Source organism: Photobacterium sp. GB-72 (assembly GCF_003026095.1).
Lineage (GTDB): Bacteria > Pseudomonadota > Gammaproteobacteria > Enterobacterales > Vibrionaceae > Photobacterium.
Map to the genome: position 1 here is coordinate 96,154 of NZ_PYNV01000008.1, position 18,315 is coordinate 114,468.

At 40.0% G+C, this 18,315-nt stretch carries 11 protein-coding genes; 6 read left to right on the top strand and 5 right to left on the bottom strand.

The annotated features are described in order from the left end of the window. Positions 1-3: 3 nt before the first annotated feature. The 5 genes from C9J40_RS10950 to corA all read left to right on the top strand — a co-directional run bounded on the left by C9J40_RS10950 (position 4) and on the right by corA (position 9,612). Positions 4-1,332, top strand: coding sequence for a restriction endonuclease subunit S (locus C9J40_RS10950; protein WP_233219362.1), 1,329 nt, complete (start codon positions 4-6; stop codon positions 1,330-1,332). Further along, positions 1,333-2,787 (top strand): DUF262 domain-containing protein, encoded by a 1,455-nt coding sequence (locus C9J40_RS10955; protein WP_107246846.1) that lies wholly within the window; start codon positions 1,333-1,335, stop codon positions 2,785-2,787. Between the two features lie 14 nt (positions 2,788-2,801). Further along, positions 2,802-4,787: a DUF262 domain-containing protein gene (locus C9J40_RS10960; protein WP_107246891.1), complete on the top strand. Its 1,986-nt coding sequence runs from the start codon at positions 2,802-2,804 to the stop codon at positions 4,785-4,787. A 38-nt stretch (positions 4,788-4,825) separates the two neighbouring features. After that, a complete protein-coding gene (locus C9J40_RS10965) occupies positions 4,826-7,897 on the top strand; it encodes a type I restriction endonuclease subunit R (protein WP_107246848.1) in 3,072 nt (1,023 codons plus the stop codon). Between the two features lie 764 nt (positions 7,898-8,661). Beyond that, a complete protein-coding gene (gene corA / locus C9J40_RS10970) occupies positions 8,662-9,612 on the top strand; it encodes a magnesium/cobalt transporter CorA (protein ID WP_107207013.1) in 951 nt (316 codons plus the stop codon). 95 nt (positions 9,613-9,707) lie between these two features. On the opposite strand, the gene C9J40_RS22255 is transcribed toward corA, so the two are convergent. From C9J40_RS22255 to C9J40_RS10995, 5 genes are all read right to left on the bottom strand, one after another. After that, positions 9,708-11,672 carry a chitinase gene (locus tag C9J40_RS22255; RefSeq protein WP_233217732.1) on the bottom strand — a complete coding sequence of 655 codons (1,965 nt, stop codon included), beginning with the start codon at positions 11,670-11,672 and terminating at the stop codon, positions 9,708-9,710. 289 nt (positions 11,673-11,961) lie between these two features. Further along, positions 11,962-12,237, bottom strand: coding sequence for a hypothetical protein (locus C9J40_RS10980; RefSeq protein WP_107246849.1), 276 nt, complete (start codon positions 12,235-12,237; stop codon positions 11,962-11,964). An 85-nt stretch (positions 12,238-12,322) separates the two neighbouring features. Further along, positions 12,323-12,676 (bottom strand): putative quinol monooxygenase, encoded by a 354-nt coding sequence (locus C9J40_RS10985; RefSeq protein WP_107207015.1) that lies wholly within the window; start codon positions 12,674-12,676, stop codon positions 12,323-12,325. A 175-nt stretch (positions 12,677-12,851) separates the two neighbouring features. Then, a complete protein-coding gene (locus tag C9J40_RS10990; RefSeq protein ID WP_107207117.1) occupies positions 12,852-14,762 on the bottom strand; it encodes a BCCT family transporter in 1,911 nt (636 codons plus the stop codon). 712 nt (positions 14,763-15,474) lie between these two features. Then, positions 15,475-16,863, bottom strand: coding sequence for a lytic polysaccharide monooxygenase (locus C9J40_RS10995; protein WP_107207016.1), 1,389 nt, complete (start codon positions 16,861-16,863; stop codon positions 15,475-15,477). Between the two features lie 949 nt (positions 16,864-17,812). Between C9J40_RS10995 and C9J40_RS11000 the strand changes: the two genes are divergently transcribed. Then, entirely contained in the window at positions 17,813-18,205 is a 393-nt protein-coding gene (locus C9J40_RS11000; protein WP_107207017.1) for an H-NS family nucleoid-associated regulatory protein, read from the top strand. The last annotated feature ends 110 nt before the right edge of the window (positions 18,206-18,315 follow it).

Sequence of the window (18,315 nt, forward strand, 5' to 3'; positions counted from 1 at the left end):
AGAATGATCGATACGATGATTAAGCAGATGCCCAAGTATGAGTCTTACAAAGAGTCTGGTATTGAATGGTTAGATGAGGTCCCCCAAACTTGGCAGACTTCAAAGTTAAAATATTTGGCCAGTATTTTTACTGGTGACAGTATATCGCCGACTTTAAAAGATACTTACGTTTCAACAGAGCTACCTGGAAGGGCGTATATAGCGTCAAAAGACATTGATGTACAAACGTCTCGAATTGATTACGAAAATGGGGTTCGAATCCCATTCGATAGGCGACATTTTAAGGTGGCTCCTGAGCAATCAACTTTACTATGTATTGAGGGCGGTAGCGCAGGAAAAAAAATTGCGTTTACGGCTCAAGATGTTTGCTTTGTGAATAAGTTAGCTTGTATTGCTAGTGAAAAGGTACTCAATAAATACTTATATTATTCGCTTTTCTCGGAACCTTTCCAAAGTCAGTTTAAACTGTCGATGTCAGGACTGATCGGCGGAGTTTCTGTGTCTTCAATAAATAACTTTATTGTTGTAGTGCCACCTGAAAAAGAACAGATTCGAATCGTTAGTTATCTTGATAAAAAAGTCTCTCAATTAAATGAAGCTATCTATATTAAACAACAGCAAATCGAAAGGCTGATAGAACGTAAACACGTTATTATTCAGCAGGCTGTTACTCAAGGCTTAGAGACCAATGTGCCGATGCAAGATTCTGGTGTGGATTGGATAGGAGAAATTCCCAAACACTGGGGGATTGTAAGATTTAAGAACCTATTCACGCAGAGCCGACTACCAGTACGCAAAGGAGATGGTGTTGTTACTTCTTACAGGGATGGGCAGGTCACTTTACGCTCGAACCGCCGTGTAGGTGGGTACACTGAAGCAATCTTGGAAGGTGGCTATCAGGGCATCAGAAAAGGGCAACTGGTTCTTAACTCAATGGATGCTTTTGAAGGCGCTATTGGTGTTTCAGACTCTGATGGAAAATGTACGCCTGAATACGTGATATGTGATCCTATCAATAGTGTTAACGTGTCACAGTATTATTTTGCCTACTTACTAAGAGAAATGGCTCTTGCTAAGTATATTCAGGTTATTTGCAATGCAGTTCGTCAACGTGCCGTGCGAATTCGTTACAATAACTTAGCGCCTTTGTTTATGGTGGTTCCTCCTGTAAAAGAGCAGGAAGATATAGTGTCTTTTATTGAAAAAGAATCAGCAAAGTTAGATGCGGGTATCAAGCATCTAAATGAACAGATAAGTAAACTAAAAGAATACAAAACTACCCTAATCAACAGCGCCGTTACAGGTAAAATCAAAGTGACGGAGTTGGCATAAATGGCAGTTGTTGTTGCCAGTTGCACACTAGAAAATCTGTTTTCTGGTGTGCCGATTTTGGCTTCTGACGGTAAGGTTGAAAAAGATGTTCATGGGATGCTTGCCATCCCTGAATATCAGCGCCCATATCGCTGGAATGAAGAACAAATCACTCGTCTATTGAACGACTTTAAGCTTCATCAACAAGAGCTGGCTGGTAAACCTGAAGCAGAGCATTGCCCATTTTACTTGGGCAGTGTCATTTTGCATCAACAAGGCTGCAAGCTGAATATCATCGATGGTCAGCAACGTTTGACCACAATGGCGTTGATTTCTCACTTAGCAAATAAACACTCCGACCTTGAGTTGGTTTATGAATCCCCGGAGAGCCAGCAGCAAATTAAACACAACCTCGGTTGGCTGTATAAGCATGAAACATCTTTGGCTGATATCGACTTTGCGCAAATCAACATCACTTTGGTAGTGACCGACAGTGAAGATGAAGCCTACCGCTTTTTTGAAACCCAAAACACGGGCGGGGTGCGATTAGCAGGGCCAGATATTATTAAAGCACATCATTTGAATGTGATAGATAAACAGTCTCCCCATAAGACTAAGTTCTTTGCGACTATGTGGGAGGATTTAAAGAAGATTAACAAAGTGGTGGACCTATTATTAAGAGGTCGCTACTGGGAACAGTATAACCTCTTTAAAGACTCAAAGGACATATCCAAGAAAAAGGTGCCCCTGCACACTCAGAAACGTCTCATTGTAGAAAATGTGGTTGATGAGTTTTCTTCCCCCAAGATAGGAGAAGATATCGCTTATGGAAGGATATTACGTTCACATTTCGATGATGGTCGTGAAACCTTCATGCAACCTGAAGTGGGATATGCACTTCGACAGCCTCTTAATAGTGGGGCAAATACAATTCGGTATCTGCAATACTTCAAGGGGCTTCAAGATACTTACTTATCTGATAACGAGAACTTTCAGGGACCGCCTGGTTTTTACTCATTTTATCAAAACTGTGTATGCACGCTCAAAGGGTGTGATTATCTAAAGCAGTTGTACGATGCTTGTTTGTTACTTTATATCAGTCAGCATGGCCAGTCTGAACTTGAAGTTGCAGCAAAGAAGTTATTCCGAGTTGTTTATTCTCGTCGAGTGAGTAACCAAACAGCTGTTAGAGAAAAATCAATACCGAGTTTTGTAAAGGACACGCCAGTACTTGATTGGATTGCAATGAGTTACTCGAGTGGACAGTTGTTTGAAAAGCTGGATAGCTTCGTTCTTTATGTAAACCCAGAGGGGATTATTAAAGCTGAGAAGTCACCACAATCACAGAAGAGTAGCACTAAGCAAAAATTCATAGATAAAGTAATTTGTGAGTTCAGTTTATCTGTAGAGAAGAATGTCACAAGTGAAGAATATGCTAGATTATTTTCTGCCTCTTTTACTGAAGCTGTTAAATGATGTGGTTTGGACGTATGGAAAAAATAGAAGTAAAAACTGAGTTACTCTCATTAGAGAAAGTATGGAGTGGTGCATATCAATTTGTGATACCGAGCTATCAACGTCCTTATGTTTGGTCTGATGATGACGTCTTGCTACTGTTTAGAGATATTAAAGAAGCGTGTCGATTAAAAGAGCCAAACTACTTTATTGGCACCATCCTGTCTTCCCGCATTGAACAGGGTGAAGAGCGGATCTACGAGCTGATAGATGGTCAGCAACGGACCACCACATTAATGCTAATGGCTATTGCCTTTAAGCGTGCTGATGTCCAGTCTGAGTTAGCTGAATTGGCTGTATACACTACAAAAGAAGGTAAAGCTAAGCCTCGTCTACAGTTCGCAATCCGTGACCAAGTACAGGAACTCTTGGGAGGTCTAGCTGGACTGAAAGACTACCAAACTCCATCGAGAGATACTATCAGCGGTGATGAATACTTGAAGCAGATAGGCACTGCATTAGATGTTTTGACCAAGGAGGTAAAAAAGCTCGACTCCGATGGGAAGGTTAGTGCAGAGGCGATGGGAGACTACCTTTACCACCAAGTTCAGTGGGTTAACAACATTGTGCCAATACAAATGGATCTAAACCGCTTGTTTGCTACCATGAATACCGCCGGTATTCAGTTAGAACAAGCGGATATTTTAAAGGCGAAGTTGTTCAAACTAATTAAAACTGACAAAGCGCAATATGATGCAATGTGGGTGGCGTGTGAGCATCTGGAAAACTATTTTGAACGCAATGTACGCAAAGTATTTTCTAATGCGGATTGGTACAATATTGACCCCGAACACTTGGCGTCTTTTGATGCTGAACGCTTCGCTGCAAAAGATGAAACGTCAGAGCCGTTATCTGGCTTGTCGATTGCTCAGTTAGCATCACAAGTTAGCGCAAGTACAATTCATGATAACACCAAGCAAGAGAAGTTTGAAACCTACGACTTAGACGTTGAAACAGTTTACTGTCGTCCAATCATCAAGTTCCCGCTGTTATTGATTCACGCTTACCGAGTCTACTTAGCGCTTAATGATCATAATGATATTGAGCCACGTCTGCATAGTGATCGCTTATTGGAGATATTCGACCCACTTATCCATGGTGATGAACAATCGGTAAAACTGTTCATCGAAACGCTATGGCAAGTTCGCTACCAGTTTGACCGTTGGGTTGTGAAATGGGTTGAGCGTGATGATGCGACTGAGGAGCAGTTGGCTTTAACTCGCCAGTACACGAGTGAATCAAAGGGTAAGCGCTACATAAACCGTGAACAGAAAAACATAAGTGAGCTAGTTCTGTTACAGAGTGTGCGTAACTTTACCGGTGAGCGCAGCGCCCAGTATTGGTTAACACCATTTATTTCAGGCTTGATCCGTTCGAGTATCAAGCAAGACTCTGAGGCGTTAGAGCTGCTAGAAAGCATCGACAACAAAATGTCGCTATCAATTGATACTCAAAAAGAGGCCAGCTTCGCACTGGCTGAAGGCATAGAGCCCAACTGCCAGAGTTGGCAGTCTCAATCGACATATTTTGAACAGTCGTTGGGTACAAGTTTCGAGCATTACTGGTTTCAGAAGCTTGAGTATTTGATTTGGAAGCAAATGAAGGCCTCTGAATCTTCGTTGTCTTCTGAAGAGTTGAATAAGTTCAAAAAGTACCGAATTACGTCCAAAAATTCAGTAGAACATGTTCATCCTCAAAATGATGAATATAAGAGTGAGTTAGCATATGAAACTTTGAACTCATTTGGTAATTTAGTACTACTTAGTCCTGGAGAAAACTCCGCTTATAGCAATCAAGACGTTGATAAAAAGCGTATTGATTTCGATAGGAAGTCCCATTTTGATGCACTGAAATTAAGAGAGATATTCGGTGTAAAAGGTCAGGGACTATGGGGCAAACAGCAAATAGATGACCATCTAGAAGATATGATGACTGTTTTTAAACAGCACTACGAACATTAATAAAGACTCTGAATAATCAAAACAAACAACGGGGATTTATGGTTAGTAAAACAAATGAACAAGCATTAGAGGCCGCAATAGAAAAAAGCTTAGCCGGTATTTGTAAAGAAGAGTTAGCATTGGGTGAAGCGCCTCTTAATTACAATAATGAGCTTTATCTTATTGGTTCTCCAAGTGACTTTGACAAACAGTACGCTTTAGATACCCGTTTGTTTTGGCAGTTCCTCGAAGATACTCAAGCGAGTGAATTAGAAAAGTTAAAGCGCACCAGTCCTCATGATTGGCAGAGAAAAATCCTTGAGCGCTATGATCGTATGATCAAACGTCATGGTGTTCTACGTTTGTTGAAAAAGGGGCTAGACGTTGATGATGCATTTCTAACGTTATTATACCCTGCCCCACTCGCAAGTAGCTCAGAGAAAGTTAAAAAAGATTTTTCTGCCAACTTGTTTAGCGTGACTCGCCAAGTTTGTTATTCCAATGCAAATCCATTGGAAGAAATCGATATGGTGCTTTTCATTAATGGTATTCCGCTGATTACCCTTGAGCTTAAAAACCATTGGACGGGACAAAATGCGGCTTATCATGGTCAGAAACAGTACCGTGACGATAGAGATGCAAAGCAGCCATTGCTCAACTTTGCACGCTGTTTGGTTCATATGGCGGTAGATACTGATGAAGTCTATATGACGACCAAACTGGCAGGGAAAAAAACCTTCTTCCTGCCGTTCAACAAAGGTTTCAACTTTGGCAAAGGTAACCCGATCAATCCACATGGACACAAGACGGCCTACTTGTGGCAAGAGGTGTTCCGCAAAGAAAGTATCGCCAATATTATTCAGCACTTTGTTCGTCTTGATGGCAGCAGCAAAAAACAGTTAGATAAACGAACTTTGTTTTTCCCTCGATACCACCAAATGGATGTCGTACGCAGATTGATTGACCACTGCTCGGTTAATGGTGTTGGGCAAACTTACTTAATACAGCATTCGGCTGGTTCAGGTAAATCTAACTCGATTACATGGGCTGCATATCAGCTCATCGAAACCTATCCTATCAGCGATGATCTACCAGGAAGTAGAGGAAAAGAAGTGCCTCTATTCGATTCGGTCATCGTCGTTACTGACCGCCGATTGCTCGATAAGCAGCTGAGAGACAACATCAAAGAGTTCTCCGAAGTGAAGAATATTGTCGCGCCTGCGTTTAAATCATCGGAGCTAAAATCAGCACTTGAGAATGGTAAGAAAATCATCATTACCACCATTCAGAAGTTTCCGTTCATTATTGATGGAATTGCCGATTTAAGTGATAAGCGCTTTGCCGTCATTATTGATGAGGCCCACAGCTCTCAGTCAGGCTCAGCTCATGACAATATGAACCGTGCCATGGGTAAAAAGGAAGTGGAAGAGCTAGAAGATGCTCAGGACAAAATCCTACAGGCTATGCGTTCACGTAAGATGCGCGGAAATGCCTCTTATTTTGCGTTCACCGCAACGCCCAAAAACACTACTCTAGAAAAGTTTGGTCAGCGACAAGCGGACGGAACTTACGCTCCTTTCCATTTGTATTCGATGAAACAAGCCATCGAAGAAGGGTTCATTCTCGACGTTATTGCCAACTATACGACTTATAAGAGTTATTACGAGATTGAAAAATCAATCCAAGATAATCCAGAGTTCGATAGTAAAAAAGCGCAGAAGCGTTTGCGAGCGTATGTAGAGGCAAGCCAAGAAACTATAGATACCAAAGCCGAGATCATGCTTGAGCACTTTATTAAGCATGTGATCAACGGTAAGAAGCTAAAAGGTAAAGGCAAAGGTATGGTGGTGACTCAAAATATTGAGTCAGCTATCCGCTATTATCGAGCGTTAACAAGACAACTCGATAAGATCGGCAACCCATTTAAAGTTGCCATTGCCTTTTCTGGCACCAAAGAAGTTGATGGTATTGAATACACTGAAGCAGATCTTAATGGCTTCCCAGAAGGTGATACCAAAGATTACTTTGATGTGAACTACAAGCGTAAGGAGTCGGACTCCCCAATTCCTAAGCATGTAGATCAGGATGCTTACCGTTTGTTGGTCGTGGCCAATAAGTATTTGACAGGTTTTGACCAACCGAAGCTTTGTGCCATGTATGTGGATAAAAAACTGACGAGTGTACTGTGTGTGCAAGCGCTGTCTCGCTTGAATCGTTCGGCACCAAAGTACGGTAAGAAAACGGAAGATCTGTTTGTGTTGGATTTCTTCAACTCAGTGGATGATATCAAAACCGCATTCGACCCTTTCTATACATCGACAACGCTTTCTGAAGCGACAGATGTCAATATTCTTCATGAGCTAAAAGATGAGATGGACGACACTGGTGTTTATGAGTGGTTTGAAGTTGAGGAATTCAACAAACGTTTCTTTGAAGGAAGAGATGCTCAGGAACTGAGCCCAATCATTGATGTCGCTGCTGCGCGTTTTAATCATGAATTAGATCTAGAGAATGAACTTAAAATCGACTTTAAGATAAAAGCTAAACAGTTTGTGAAAATCTACGGTCAAATGGCGTCTATCATGCCCTATGAGGTCGTTCATTGGGAAAAACTATTCTGGTTCCTAAAGTTCTTAATTCCGAAACTTTCGATAGAAGATCCTGATAAAGAAACCCTCGATTCGCTGCTGGATTCAGTCGATTTAAGCTCTTATGGATTACAAAGAGTCAAACTTAATCACTCCATCGAGCTAGATGACTCTGAGACTGAGTTAGATCCTCAAAACCCGAACCCTCGCGGAGCTCATGGTAGTGAGACTGAGAAAGACCCGTTAGATGAAATCATCCAAGTCTTTAACGAACGTTGGTTCCAAGGCTGGAGTGCAACACCAGAAGAACAGCGGGTTAAATTTGTGAACATTGCAGAGAGTATCCGAAATCACCCAGATTTCGAAGCTAAATACCAAAACAATGCTGATCCTCATACGCGTGAGTTAGCGTTTGAAAAGATGTTGAAAGAAATCATGCTTCAACGTCGCAAAGACGAATTAGAACTCTATAAGCTTTTTGCCCAAGATACTGCCTTTAAAGCTTCTTGGACCCAAAGTATGCAGCGTATGGTTGGGATGTAATGTTTGAATAGTGTTGGCTTTAAGTGGTTAGTAGTACAATTGCTTATTAAGGGTGTTTGCGACAGATTGCTGAAAGTAATTTTCTTACTTCATTAACTATGTCGAACAATACAAATCACAAAAATATCAATTTATGATTGTATTGGGCAATATCATTTTATGGTTGTTTTTAGTTAAGCAATTAAAATTATGTGATTTTTTATTATCACTTTATGGTTGTTTCAACATAAAAAATAGAAAGTCATAATTTGATATAGCCTTTTTCTTCGCGACTTCCGTGTTTGAAGAAGGCTTTATTCTTTCCCATAGTTACTCATTAATACTCCTCGCGTTAGTAGAGAAGACGCCTCTCTAAATAACACAACCACAACCGTCCTAGCAGTTATCTGCTCACAATAACTTTCCTGAATCAACGCTGAATGAGCCATTTACCTAACTTATCTTAGCGCAAATCTAATGTTGCAATAGCGCTAGTTGATGTTCTATGAGCTCAAGCGTAACATGCGCACACCATCATTTGAGAGGACACCACTTTGAACACTCCCAGTCGATACTGGAATAATATTTTTCCTCGTTAATCTGTCCTCCCCTGCTTTTGCGTGTGAGTTGACAACGTTTAACTGTCAGCATACGCAGCCCTATTGTTCGTTGCTTTTGTTTAAATCTTATTCCACCAGTTTGTATTGGTAGAAGCTCTGTTTATCTTGCTTCAAATTGTGTTTTAATGTGTTGTTAATATCATCACCATTCGCGGAGATATAAACATGCTAAACGCATTTAAATTGAACGATTTCCGTTTACAACGTTTGAATTTAGAAGATAAAGATCCAATCTCATCAGCATTATGGGTTGATCTTATCGAACCCAATGAAGAAGAACGAGATCGCGTTCAAATAGAACTAGGTCAAGAGTTAGCAACTCGCCCTGAACTAGAAGATATTGAGGCTAGTGCGCGCTTTTTTGAAGATGAAGACGGTCTTCATATTCACTCTTTCTTCTATTATGAGGATGCTGAAGATTATGCCACTAACTCAACAGTGGCTTTTACCATCCGTGATGGTCGCTTATTTACCTTACGTGAGCGTGAATTACCTGCATTTCGTCTTTACCGAATGCGAGCACGTACTCAACATTTACAACAAGGTAGTGCTTATGAGTTGCTGTTAGATCTATTTGAAACAAAAATTGAGCAACTGGCTGATGTTATTGAAGACATTTACAGCGCGTTAGAGTCAATTGGTAAGGTCATTTTAGGTGGTAAACCGGGCGAGCATTTTGACAAAGCCTTATCTAGTCTTGCAGAGCAAGAAGATGCAGGATGGAAGATTCGTTTATGTCTTATGGATACTCAGCGCGCACTAAGCTTTTTAGTAAGAAAAGCGCGTTTACCAGCAAGTGAGTTAGAGCAAGCACGCGAAGTATTACGCGATATTGAATCTCTATTGCCCTACAATGAATCTTTATTCCAAAAGGTTAACTTCCTGATGGATGCGGCTATGGGTTTCATTAATATTGAGCAAAACCGAATTATTAAAATATTTTCGGTGGTATCAGTAATATTTCTTCCGCCAACATTAGTTGCATCTAGCTATGGTATGAACTTTAAGTTTATGCCTGAACTTCATTGGGAGCTCGGTTATCCTTATGCGCTATTGCTCATGCTACTGGCAGGTTTTGCACCTTACCTCTACTTTAAACGTAAAGGTTGGTTATAATATCCCTTTTTATAGCGTCTTCTTGCTATAAAGAAAAAGCCCACAGCTGAAATTCATCATCACTGTGGGCTTTGTTATTTACTTTTGGATCCTAATTAATTAGGAATAATGTCACCATTCACGCCCGTTGCCTGTACATTGAAATTATCTTCAACACACAGCTCGTAATCGCCAGCATTCCATGCACTGTAAGCGGTTTGATAACCCACTAACTTACATTTGAAGCTAGCATTACTTGGAGTATTCGCATCCCAGCTCCAATCTTTGTCCCAGTACACTTCTAGTGCTCCTGCACCGCTCGTATTAAACGGTTTCATATCAGCGCAATCTAACTTCTCGCCTGAGATATCAAGATTTAAGTAATTAGTGATTTCTTTATAATAAGCAATACGCGCTTTAGCTTGTGGTGTTGTCGATCCTTTCGTACATTCAAAGGCACCGTTAATGATTTGAATCGTGGCGCCAAAGCCATGCTCAATACCGTTGGCTTTGTCTGCTGCATTTGGCTGCCACGTACCATCAATAACATGTAACATACTCGGCTTTGGTGGTTGTGGATAGACATAAAAGAAAACTGCAGACGCAAGATTTAACCATGTATCAGCCACCAGCTCTGGTTTTTCTAACAGCACCATTTTGTCGTCAAACATAGCCTCAGAGAAAGGTCCGTAGTTATAGTTCCAACTTAACTGTTTTGCTCCACGTCCAAAGTAACTCTTATTTGCACAAGGCCAGCGATCACCAGCCCACCCAGTACATTTATTGTAAGGGCCTGTGGTATCACTTTCTGACTTGTTAATTTCACGCACATAATACAAACCTTGACGCCACTCAGGATTACCTAATGCTCCTTCCCAGTTTGGCGCATGAGCCCCTGTTTCTTGTACAAAATGAGCAAACATAGTGGCAAGTGAACGCTTACAGATCGCTAAAGAGTCTCGACCATCATTATAGGTACGGCAAAACGCAGGGAATTTTGCAATCGCTTGAAGGAAACGATTATAGGTATAAGCTTGATTGCGGATCGGGAACAAGAACTCCCATAATGCTTCATTTACAATCGACTCTGCTCGTTTTACGTTTTCAGGATTCGCTGCACGTAATGGTAATACCGCTTCTACTGATACGTTATCTAACGTTACAGTATCTGAACGTACCCGATCGAATAACTCACCACTGGTTAGGCTTTGTTCAATTGCAATAAACTCAGCACGTGGAATTAAGTATCCTCCGTTACCATCAGAGGTTACTGTCATGGTTGTTGGTACATCAATAGCCGGGCAATCTCCAACCTTAGTTGCAGTTGTTCCATCAGGACACGTCACAGGTATGACAGGGCACTGTGCAATATCGTCAACTTGGCTACCATCTTCACAGACCACTTTTTCTGGCGGACAAAACTCAACAGAATCAGCAGAATTTCCATCAGAACACACCACAGGCGGAGCAACTGGGCACTCATCTACCGTTGCTGCGCTGCTGCCATCAGGACATTCAACAGGCGGTATCACACATTGATTTTCAATTAATACTTCAGGTAACTCACAAGTAATTGGTGGCTCAACAGTGCCACAACTTGTTTGAGCCCAGAACCATGAACTGGCTTTTGGTGCTTCCCATACCCCAGGGTTATTTTGCGCAATAAAACACTGTCGTTGATAAGAAACAATATCACCATTAGCTACACGAGTTTCACCTAACACAAAAGTGGTAATATCAGAAGGTATGTCTGTTGTTGGTGGCTCTGGGTCTATGACGGGTGGCTCAGTAACAGGAAGTTCGACAACAGTAGGCGCGACAGGCGGTTCAACGGTATCACTTGAGCAGATTACCGGCACCCAAAACCATGAACCTGATTTTGGTGCTTCCCACGTTCCCGGGTTATTTTTTGCGGTGTAACATTCCCCTTTAAAAGAGACAATATCGCCATTAGTGACTTTCGTAACACCAAGCTCAAAAGGGATTTCTTTAGCAGAAACATGGGTAGCAAATAGCCCTATTGCAGCTGATAGGTATAAAGCAATTGAAGCGACTTTATTTGCTGGTTTAATTCTCAGCATTTTATCATCCTTGATTTGGAAGTTTACAAGATGACAAAATAAATGATGATGAATAATGAGAGCTATGTTTAAACCCTCAACCTCTATTTCTCAACTTGTTATTTTATCGTGGATATACGTTGTCAGTATTACGAGCGCATTTTTACATCGCAACCAAACCCACAATTTTTAGAGAAATAACACAAGTGGTAAGACAAAATAACAAGAGAGCTATCAATAATTACATCAAAGTTGCAACCTATGCCAAATTTATGACGCTATACATCATCCAATAACACCATTACTGCGGCTATTTATTCGCAAATAAAATTTTACGATGGTTATCTTTTAAAACAATACCAATTTCAGCGAGTTTATCTGCTACTAATAAACGCATCTCATTTTTAACCGTATCGGTCGGCTCAATCTCATAAACACACGTAACCGTTAAACTATCTGGAAAAGATTGATAATTAACATTGTGTGTTAACCATTGAAAACCTGACTGGCTTTGTTGGGCAATATGGCAAACATCCGTTAAGGCCGAAATAATGGTGTTATCTATTTTTTTATCTGTTTTTCGCATTTTAAAATACCGTTCTAATCAAAATATGCCCTGTAATATCAACATTATCAGGGCATCTTTAACATTCAAAAAATATGACCTCTATCTATACATCAAAACACGGCGCATCATAATCGTAACCTTCATCACTGTAAGCGGTAACAATGGCATCTTCGACTAACCCTGCTGGATCTTTAACTTGGCTATTAAAGAAATGTTGGATTTGTTTACGTCGACCATGAGCGGCCCACGATTCAGCATCTTGCCAGATTTCATTAAAAACAATCGGGTAATCATTTCGAGTTGCACTAGGGTGATCAATCTGACGCGTCAACATATATTGAATACAACCTTCTTCACGGTATGAATCCGGCTCTAATGCTTTTAGCACATCAAATAATTCAGCTTCTTTCCCTGCTTTTGGTTTAAATTGAGCAAGTACATATACTCGGCTTGTCATTATCATTCCCCTTCTTGTGCTATGTTTTGCGTATCGGTAAGTCAAAACTTTAACGTATCAATGTTTACAAAGATACTTGTTACTTCTTTGATATTTTTATTTTGTTATCTCAATGCAAGTAAAATAAAAAAAGCGACCCCTAAGGATCGCTTTATGAATGCAATAACGTTAGTTATTAAGCGGTTGCTTCAGTTATTGCTGCTTGTTCTCTCTCTTTCATCAACTCATTGAAAACAACACGTGCTTCCTGTGCTTGTGCTGATGCTTCAAGCTTGGTTTCTTTCGCTGCCATCGCTTCTGTGGTTAGGCGGTGTAACTCTTCTGCTAATTCAGCAGGAACCTCACCCATATCCGCGCCACTATCACCACGGGCTAATGCTTCAGCTCGAATTGTTTTCTTAATTTTCCAGATTGCATTCAGTGCATCACGCTCAGCATCTGCCGCTTCAATCGCAACATCTTTCAATTGCTCAAACTTCGCTAACGCCATGCCTTCTTTTGACCATGGATCAACATCAGGTAAATCTTCGATGTTAATAACAGGATCTTCGTAGCCTTCTTGGTGACTCAAGTCTAATGTTGCAGCTTTAACTGCTGAAATCATTAGCATTACAGTAATGAACAGTAATGGTAAGCCACCTACAATCGCCGCAGTTTGCAGTGTTGCTAAGCCGCCCATGAACATCAATACCGATGGCATAAATGACATTGCGAAAGCCCAGAACAGACGGTTCCATCGCATTGGCTCTTCTGTTACGTCGTTTTGTACAACAGAGGCCAGAATGTACGAGATTGAGTCAAACGTTGTCGCTGTAAAGATTAAACATAATCCAGTAAATACAGCGATAACTAATGTGCTAAATGGCAGTTGTTCTAGGATAGAGAAGATCGCTTTTGTTGCACCTTCAGCATTCAGGATCGACACCACATCTAACTGACCCGATAGCTGTAGCGATAAACCATAGTTACCCAGTACCATGAAGAATAGGAAACAGCCCATTGAACCGAAGAAGATAGAACCCGCTACCATTTGCTTGATCGTACGACCACGAGAGATACGTGCGATAAACAGACCCATACTTGGTGCAAACACTAACCACCATGCCCAGTAGAAGATTGTCCAATCTTGTGGGAAGTGCGTGTCTTCAAATGAACCGTAGCCGCCAAATGGCTCTGCCCATGTTGCCATCACAAAGAAATTAGACAGCATACGACCTAGTGAATCTAAGCCTGTTTCCAGCATGAAAATAGTAGGACCAACAGCCAAGATAAACGCAAGTAAGCCAAGCGCACCCCAGAAGTTGATATTACTTAGGATCTTGATGCCTTTTTCCATACCCGCATATGCTGAGTAACCAAAAATTAAAGTACAAATCAGTAGTACGAAAATTTGTGTTTCTGTATTTTTTGGTGTGCCGAACAGGTAGTTTGAACCTTCAGTAATAAGAGGTGCGGCTAAACCTAATGTTGTTGCACCACCACCTAATAAACCAAAAATAAAAAGAACATCGATAACTTTACCTGTCCAACCGTAGCTACGTGCTTCACCAATAACAGGCATTAGCGCTGCAGAAACTTTTAAGACAGGCTGCTTACGAACATAGAAGAAATAAGCAATTGGCACAGCCGGTACAAGGTAGATAGCCCACGCAACAGGTCCCCAGTGGAATACACCGTAGGTCGCAGCCCAACGTACCGCTTCTTCACTTCCTGGTGTTAATTGGAAAGGCGGACTTTGGTAGTAGTAAGCCCACTCAATAGCCCCCCAATAAAGGATACTTGCACCAATACCACCACAAAATAGCATTGCAGCCCATGATGCAGTTTTAAATTCAGGCTCTTCGTCTGCATCACCCAATTTAATTTGGCCTATATCAGAGAAGATAATGTAAACCATAAAGAATACAGCAGCTAAACCTAACGCTAGGTATAAGAAACCGAGTTTATCTGTCATGAATGTTTTTGCTGTCGCAATCCAGATAGCCCCTTCTTTAGGGAAAAGGATCAGTGGAACAACCACCGAGATCAACATTGCGAGTGCGCCAAAGAATGTTGGCTTATCGATCAACTTAAAGTTTTTTTGTATTGTGTTCACTATGTTTCCTTACTGCTACACATAGTCCATAAAAGTAAAACTAATGTTCATCTTTTAACAACAACAACACAAACAGAAAACTTAATTGAGGTTATAAGTTTTTTTTATCGATTCTGTTTTTATTCATTTTCTGAGCACTAATCCGCATATATATTAAAAAACAGACGGTAACACGTTACTAAATTAACATTTTGATACAATTGAGATCTCTTACTTTCCTTTTCTCATCACCCCCTCTCTTTCAAAAATATTCACTCTGATAAGTAGCTATTAACAACCTATTCATACTTTATATCGAACCAGATCATAAATATCCCTAAAAAAAAAGCGAAGCCCTATTCGGGCTTCACTTTATAAATGATGATTAAGCTAAATCAAATAATGAGGTCATTGATAAGTATTTACTTTCACCTTACTTTTTGGGCTGCTTAAATTTATATCGAGCAAGATCAAATCCTTTTATTCTTGGATCTTTAAAAACAGAATACTGAACAATTTTATCGGTGTTTTTGTGCAACAACATTGGGTAGTTTTGCTTACTCTCATATTTGGCTTTCAATAATAGAGCATAATGTTAGATAGAGCGCGATCAAAACTTCTTGCTATTCTTGCCGACAAAATATCTGACGAACTCATAAGTTCTAACTTATCGAATAGAACAAAGCCTATATCCAGTAGATATAGGCTTCTCTTTTAGTTAAGGTTACAGCTTACGCCAAACACCCCAATCACCCGTTGTTCCTGGCTCTTCGCCTTTAGTGTACCAACCAGCTTTCCAACTTGAGCCGTTGTGAGTTACAACGTCATTCTCGTTGTAAACTCTAGAAGAAGACCAAGCTCCCAGTTCTGGTTTTTCACCTTCAGCGAGTACTTGTTTCCACACATCTGCTTTGCTTGGCTCTTCGCCTTTAGTGTACCAACCAGCTTTCCATGTCTTACCTAGGTGAGTTACCACATCACCATCGTTATAAACAGCCGTTTTGCTCCAGCTACCTTCAGGCACTTCTGTTTCTGGCTCTTCAGGATCAACAGGTGGAACTGGTGGTAGTGGCTCTAGTGCTTTAATCGTACTAACAGCAAAAGCGTAATCTTTCTCTGATACCCATACTTGGTTTGCATGAATATTAGAGTCATTAAATTCGTATTGACCTGAAGTTTGGTTCCATACACCTACAATAAGCTTTTCTGAATCTAGAGCATTAATCTCAGATGCTAGTGTTTCTACCCATGTAGCTTGGTTAGCAGCAGTGATCACTAAACGGTGATCAAACACTTCTGCACCCGTTACTGGTGCCATTAGACGGAAACGGACAATGTCACCTTCAGCTGGTACTTGGTAACCCGCAGGTACAAAGTAACCTGGAATTGCGTTCATATCACCACCAACAACTGGTGGAGGCGTCACTTCACCACCATTACCAGACTGCTTAATGATAATATCACTACAGTTGTAGAAACCTTCACCCACTGGATCAATACGCTGCCAGCGAGTGTAAAGTACTGCATCACCTGAACGATCCTTTGGAAGCTTCACTTTAAAGTTATACGTTTTGTAAGGTGAGCCATCACTTGGCATCACATTACCTGCCGTATGAACAAGTTCTAGATCATCCCAGTTTAAAGGTTGTGAAAAATCGTGACCGGGTTTCGTCAGGTAAAATTCCCAGAACGATGGGTTATGTGGTGCTGTTGCTGTCCACACGAAATCGAACTCACCGTTTGCATCAAGAACGATTTCCGTTTTTTGCCAATCTTTATGTGGGATATCTAGACCCGTTTTACCTGGCATACCCGCGGCACAAAGTTGACCATCTTTAATGTTCGCTTTAACCGTATTGATATCATTGTAATTAGGATTCAAAGATGCCACTTCATTACGTTGAATGAATGCCTCTACACCTGATTTTTCGTACGATGCTTTACACGCTGCGTTAGGGATCGCATTTGACCAAAAACCACCATCGTTATAACACGTGTTTTGACGAGCACTTGGGAACTCAGCCCAACCGTGAGCATTTGCAGCACCAATTGCAGCTATATTAGCTAGAGCAAATGCTACAGATAAAGATAGTTTTTTTAATTTAGATGACATTATTTTCTCTCAATAAATGTGTCGTGACCTAAGTTTTATTTAAAATTTAGAACACTATTCTATAACCACTGTTTTAATCCATTTTTATGGTTATTTTTATACAGTGAAAGCGCAAAGAACTCATTCTATTCGCTGCTGCATTTTATAATGCATAGAACAAAAAACGTATAATAAACAAAATTAATCAATACGATAAAACCACAAACAACAACAACCCAACCAATTGTTTTAAAAGAAATAATTACATCACAGATGCGTTGAAACAATACTTTTTGTTACATTTAAAAATGTTAAATTGATATATATTTAAAAATAAACATCACACATCACCATTATTAAAATAAAAAAATTAAAAATAAGAATATATTATTGCCACGTCAAAAAATCAGCTGCAAATATGTCAATATATCGACAGTCGATAATTGAAAAATATTTAAGATTACAATCTACCTACTATTTAATCGTCAGTTTTATTTTAAACATTAAATTATTAAAGTATTTCCAACACTACAGGTAAAAAATCATTTACAACGTCTATAGTAAGAGTACAGGTCAAAACCACACACTTAATGATATTGATTTGTATTACCATTTCATTTTCATTTGGTATTTAATAGCAACTTCTACCTTCTATCTACGCAACAACAAATGAGATAAAACGAGTGAGCCGATAATAATTGCAGTGAATAAATGCTCATATTGGAATTCCTGAACATTGTTCAAAAAACGATTTTTTATGCTTACACTCCGTCATTTTAGCACTTTAGATAAAATAGCATTCTATATTTAGAATGTTTCATTTCTATATTTTTAATTACGGCATTTCTATTTTATTAATTTTTTAAAAATGAGATTTAGTTTCAAATATATCGCTTTATTTTTCGTGCCTTATTTAAAAACTTAAGTACAATAGGATCTAATACTTCTTTTTATTTCAGAATCAAATTACATGATTGATATTCTTTTAAACCTACGTTCATTGCGTGCACAAGCACGTGAAATGTCAGTTGCAGATCTTCAAGAAGGCCTACAAAAATTCACTCAAGTTGTTGAAGAACGACGTGAGGAAGAAGAAGCAGCAAATGCTATAAACAAAGAGCAAGAAGCTAAGCTTCAAAAATACCGAGACATGCTTGAAGCTGAAGGTATTACTGCCGAAGAGCTTGTTGCCCTTTTAGGTGATGCACCTAAAGCAAAGAAAAAACGTGCTGCTCGCCCTGCTAAATATAAGTTTACAGATGAAAACGGCGAAGAAAAAACATGGACAGGCCAAGGCCGTACTCCAAAAGCACTGCAACAACTGCTAGATAATGGCGCACAACTTTCTGAGTTCGAAATTTAATTTCGTGACATTAAGTAAAAAAGTCGCTAGTAAATAGCGACTTTTACTCATTCCTTATATTCACCGTTAACGCCTCTCCTCTACTTATCTTTCTGTGTTGCTCATTTTAT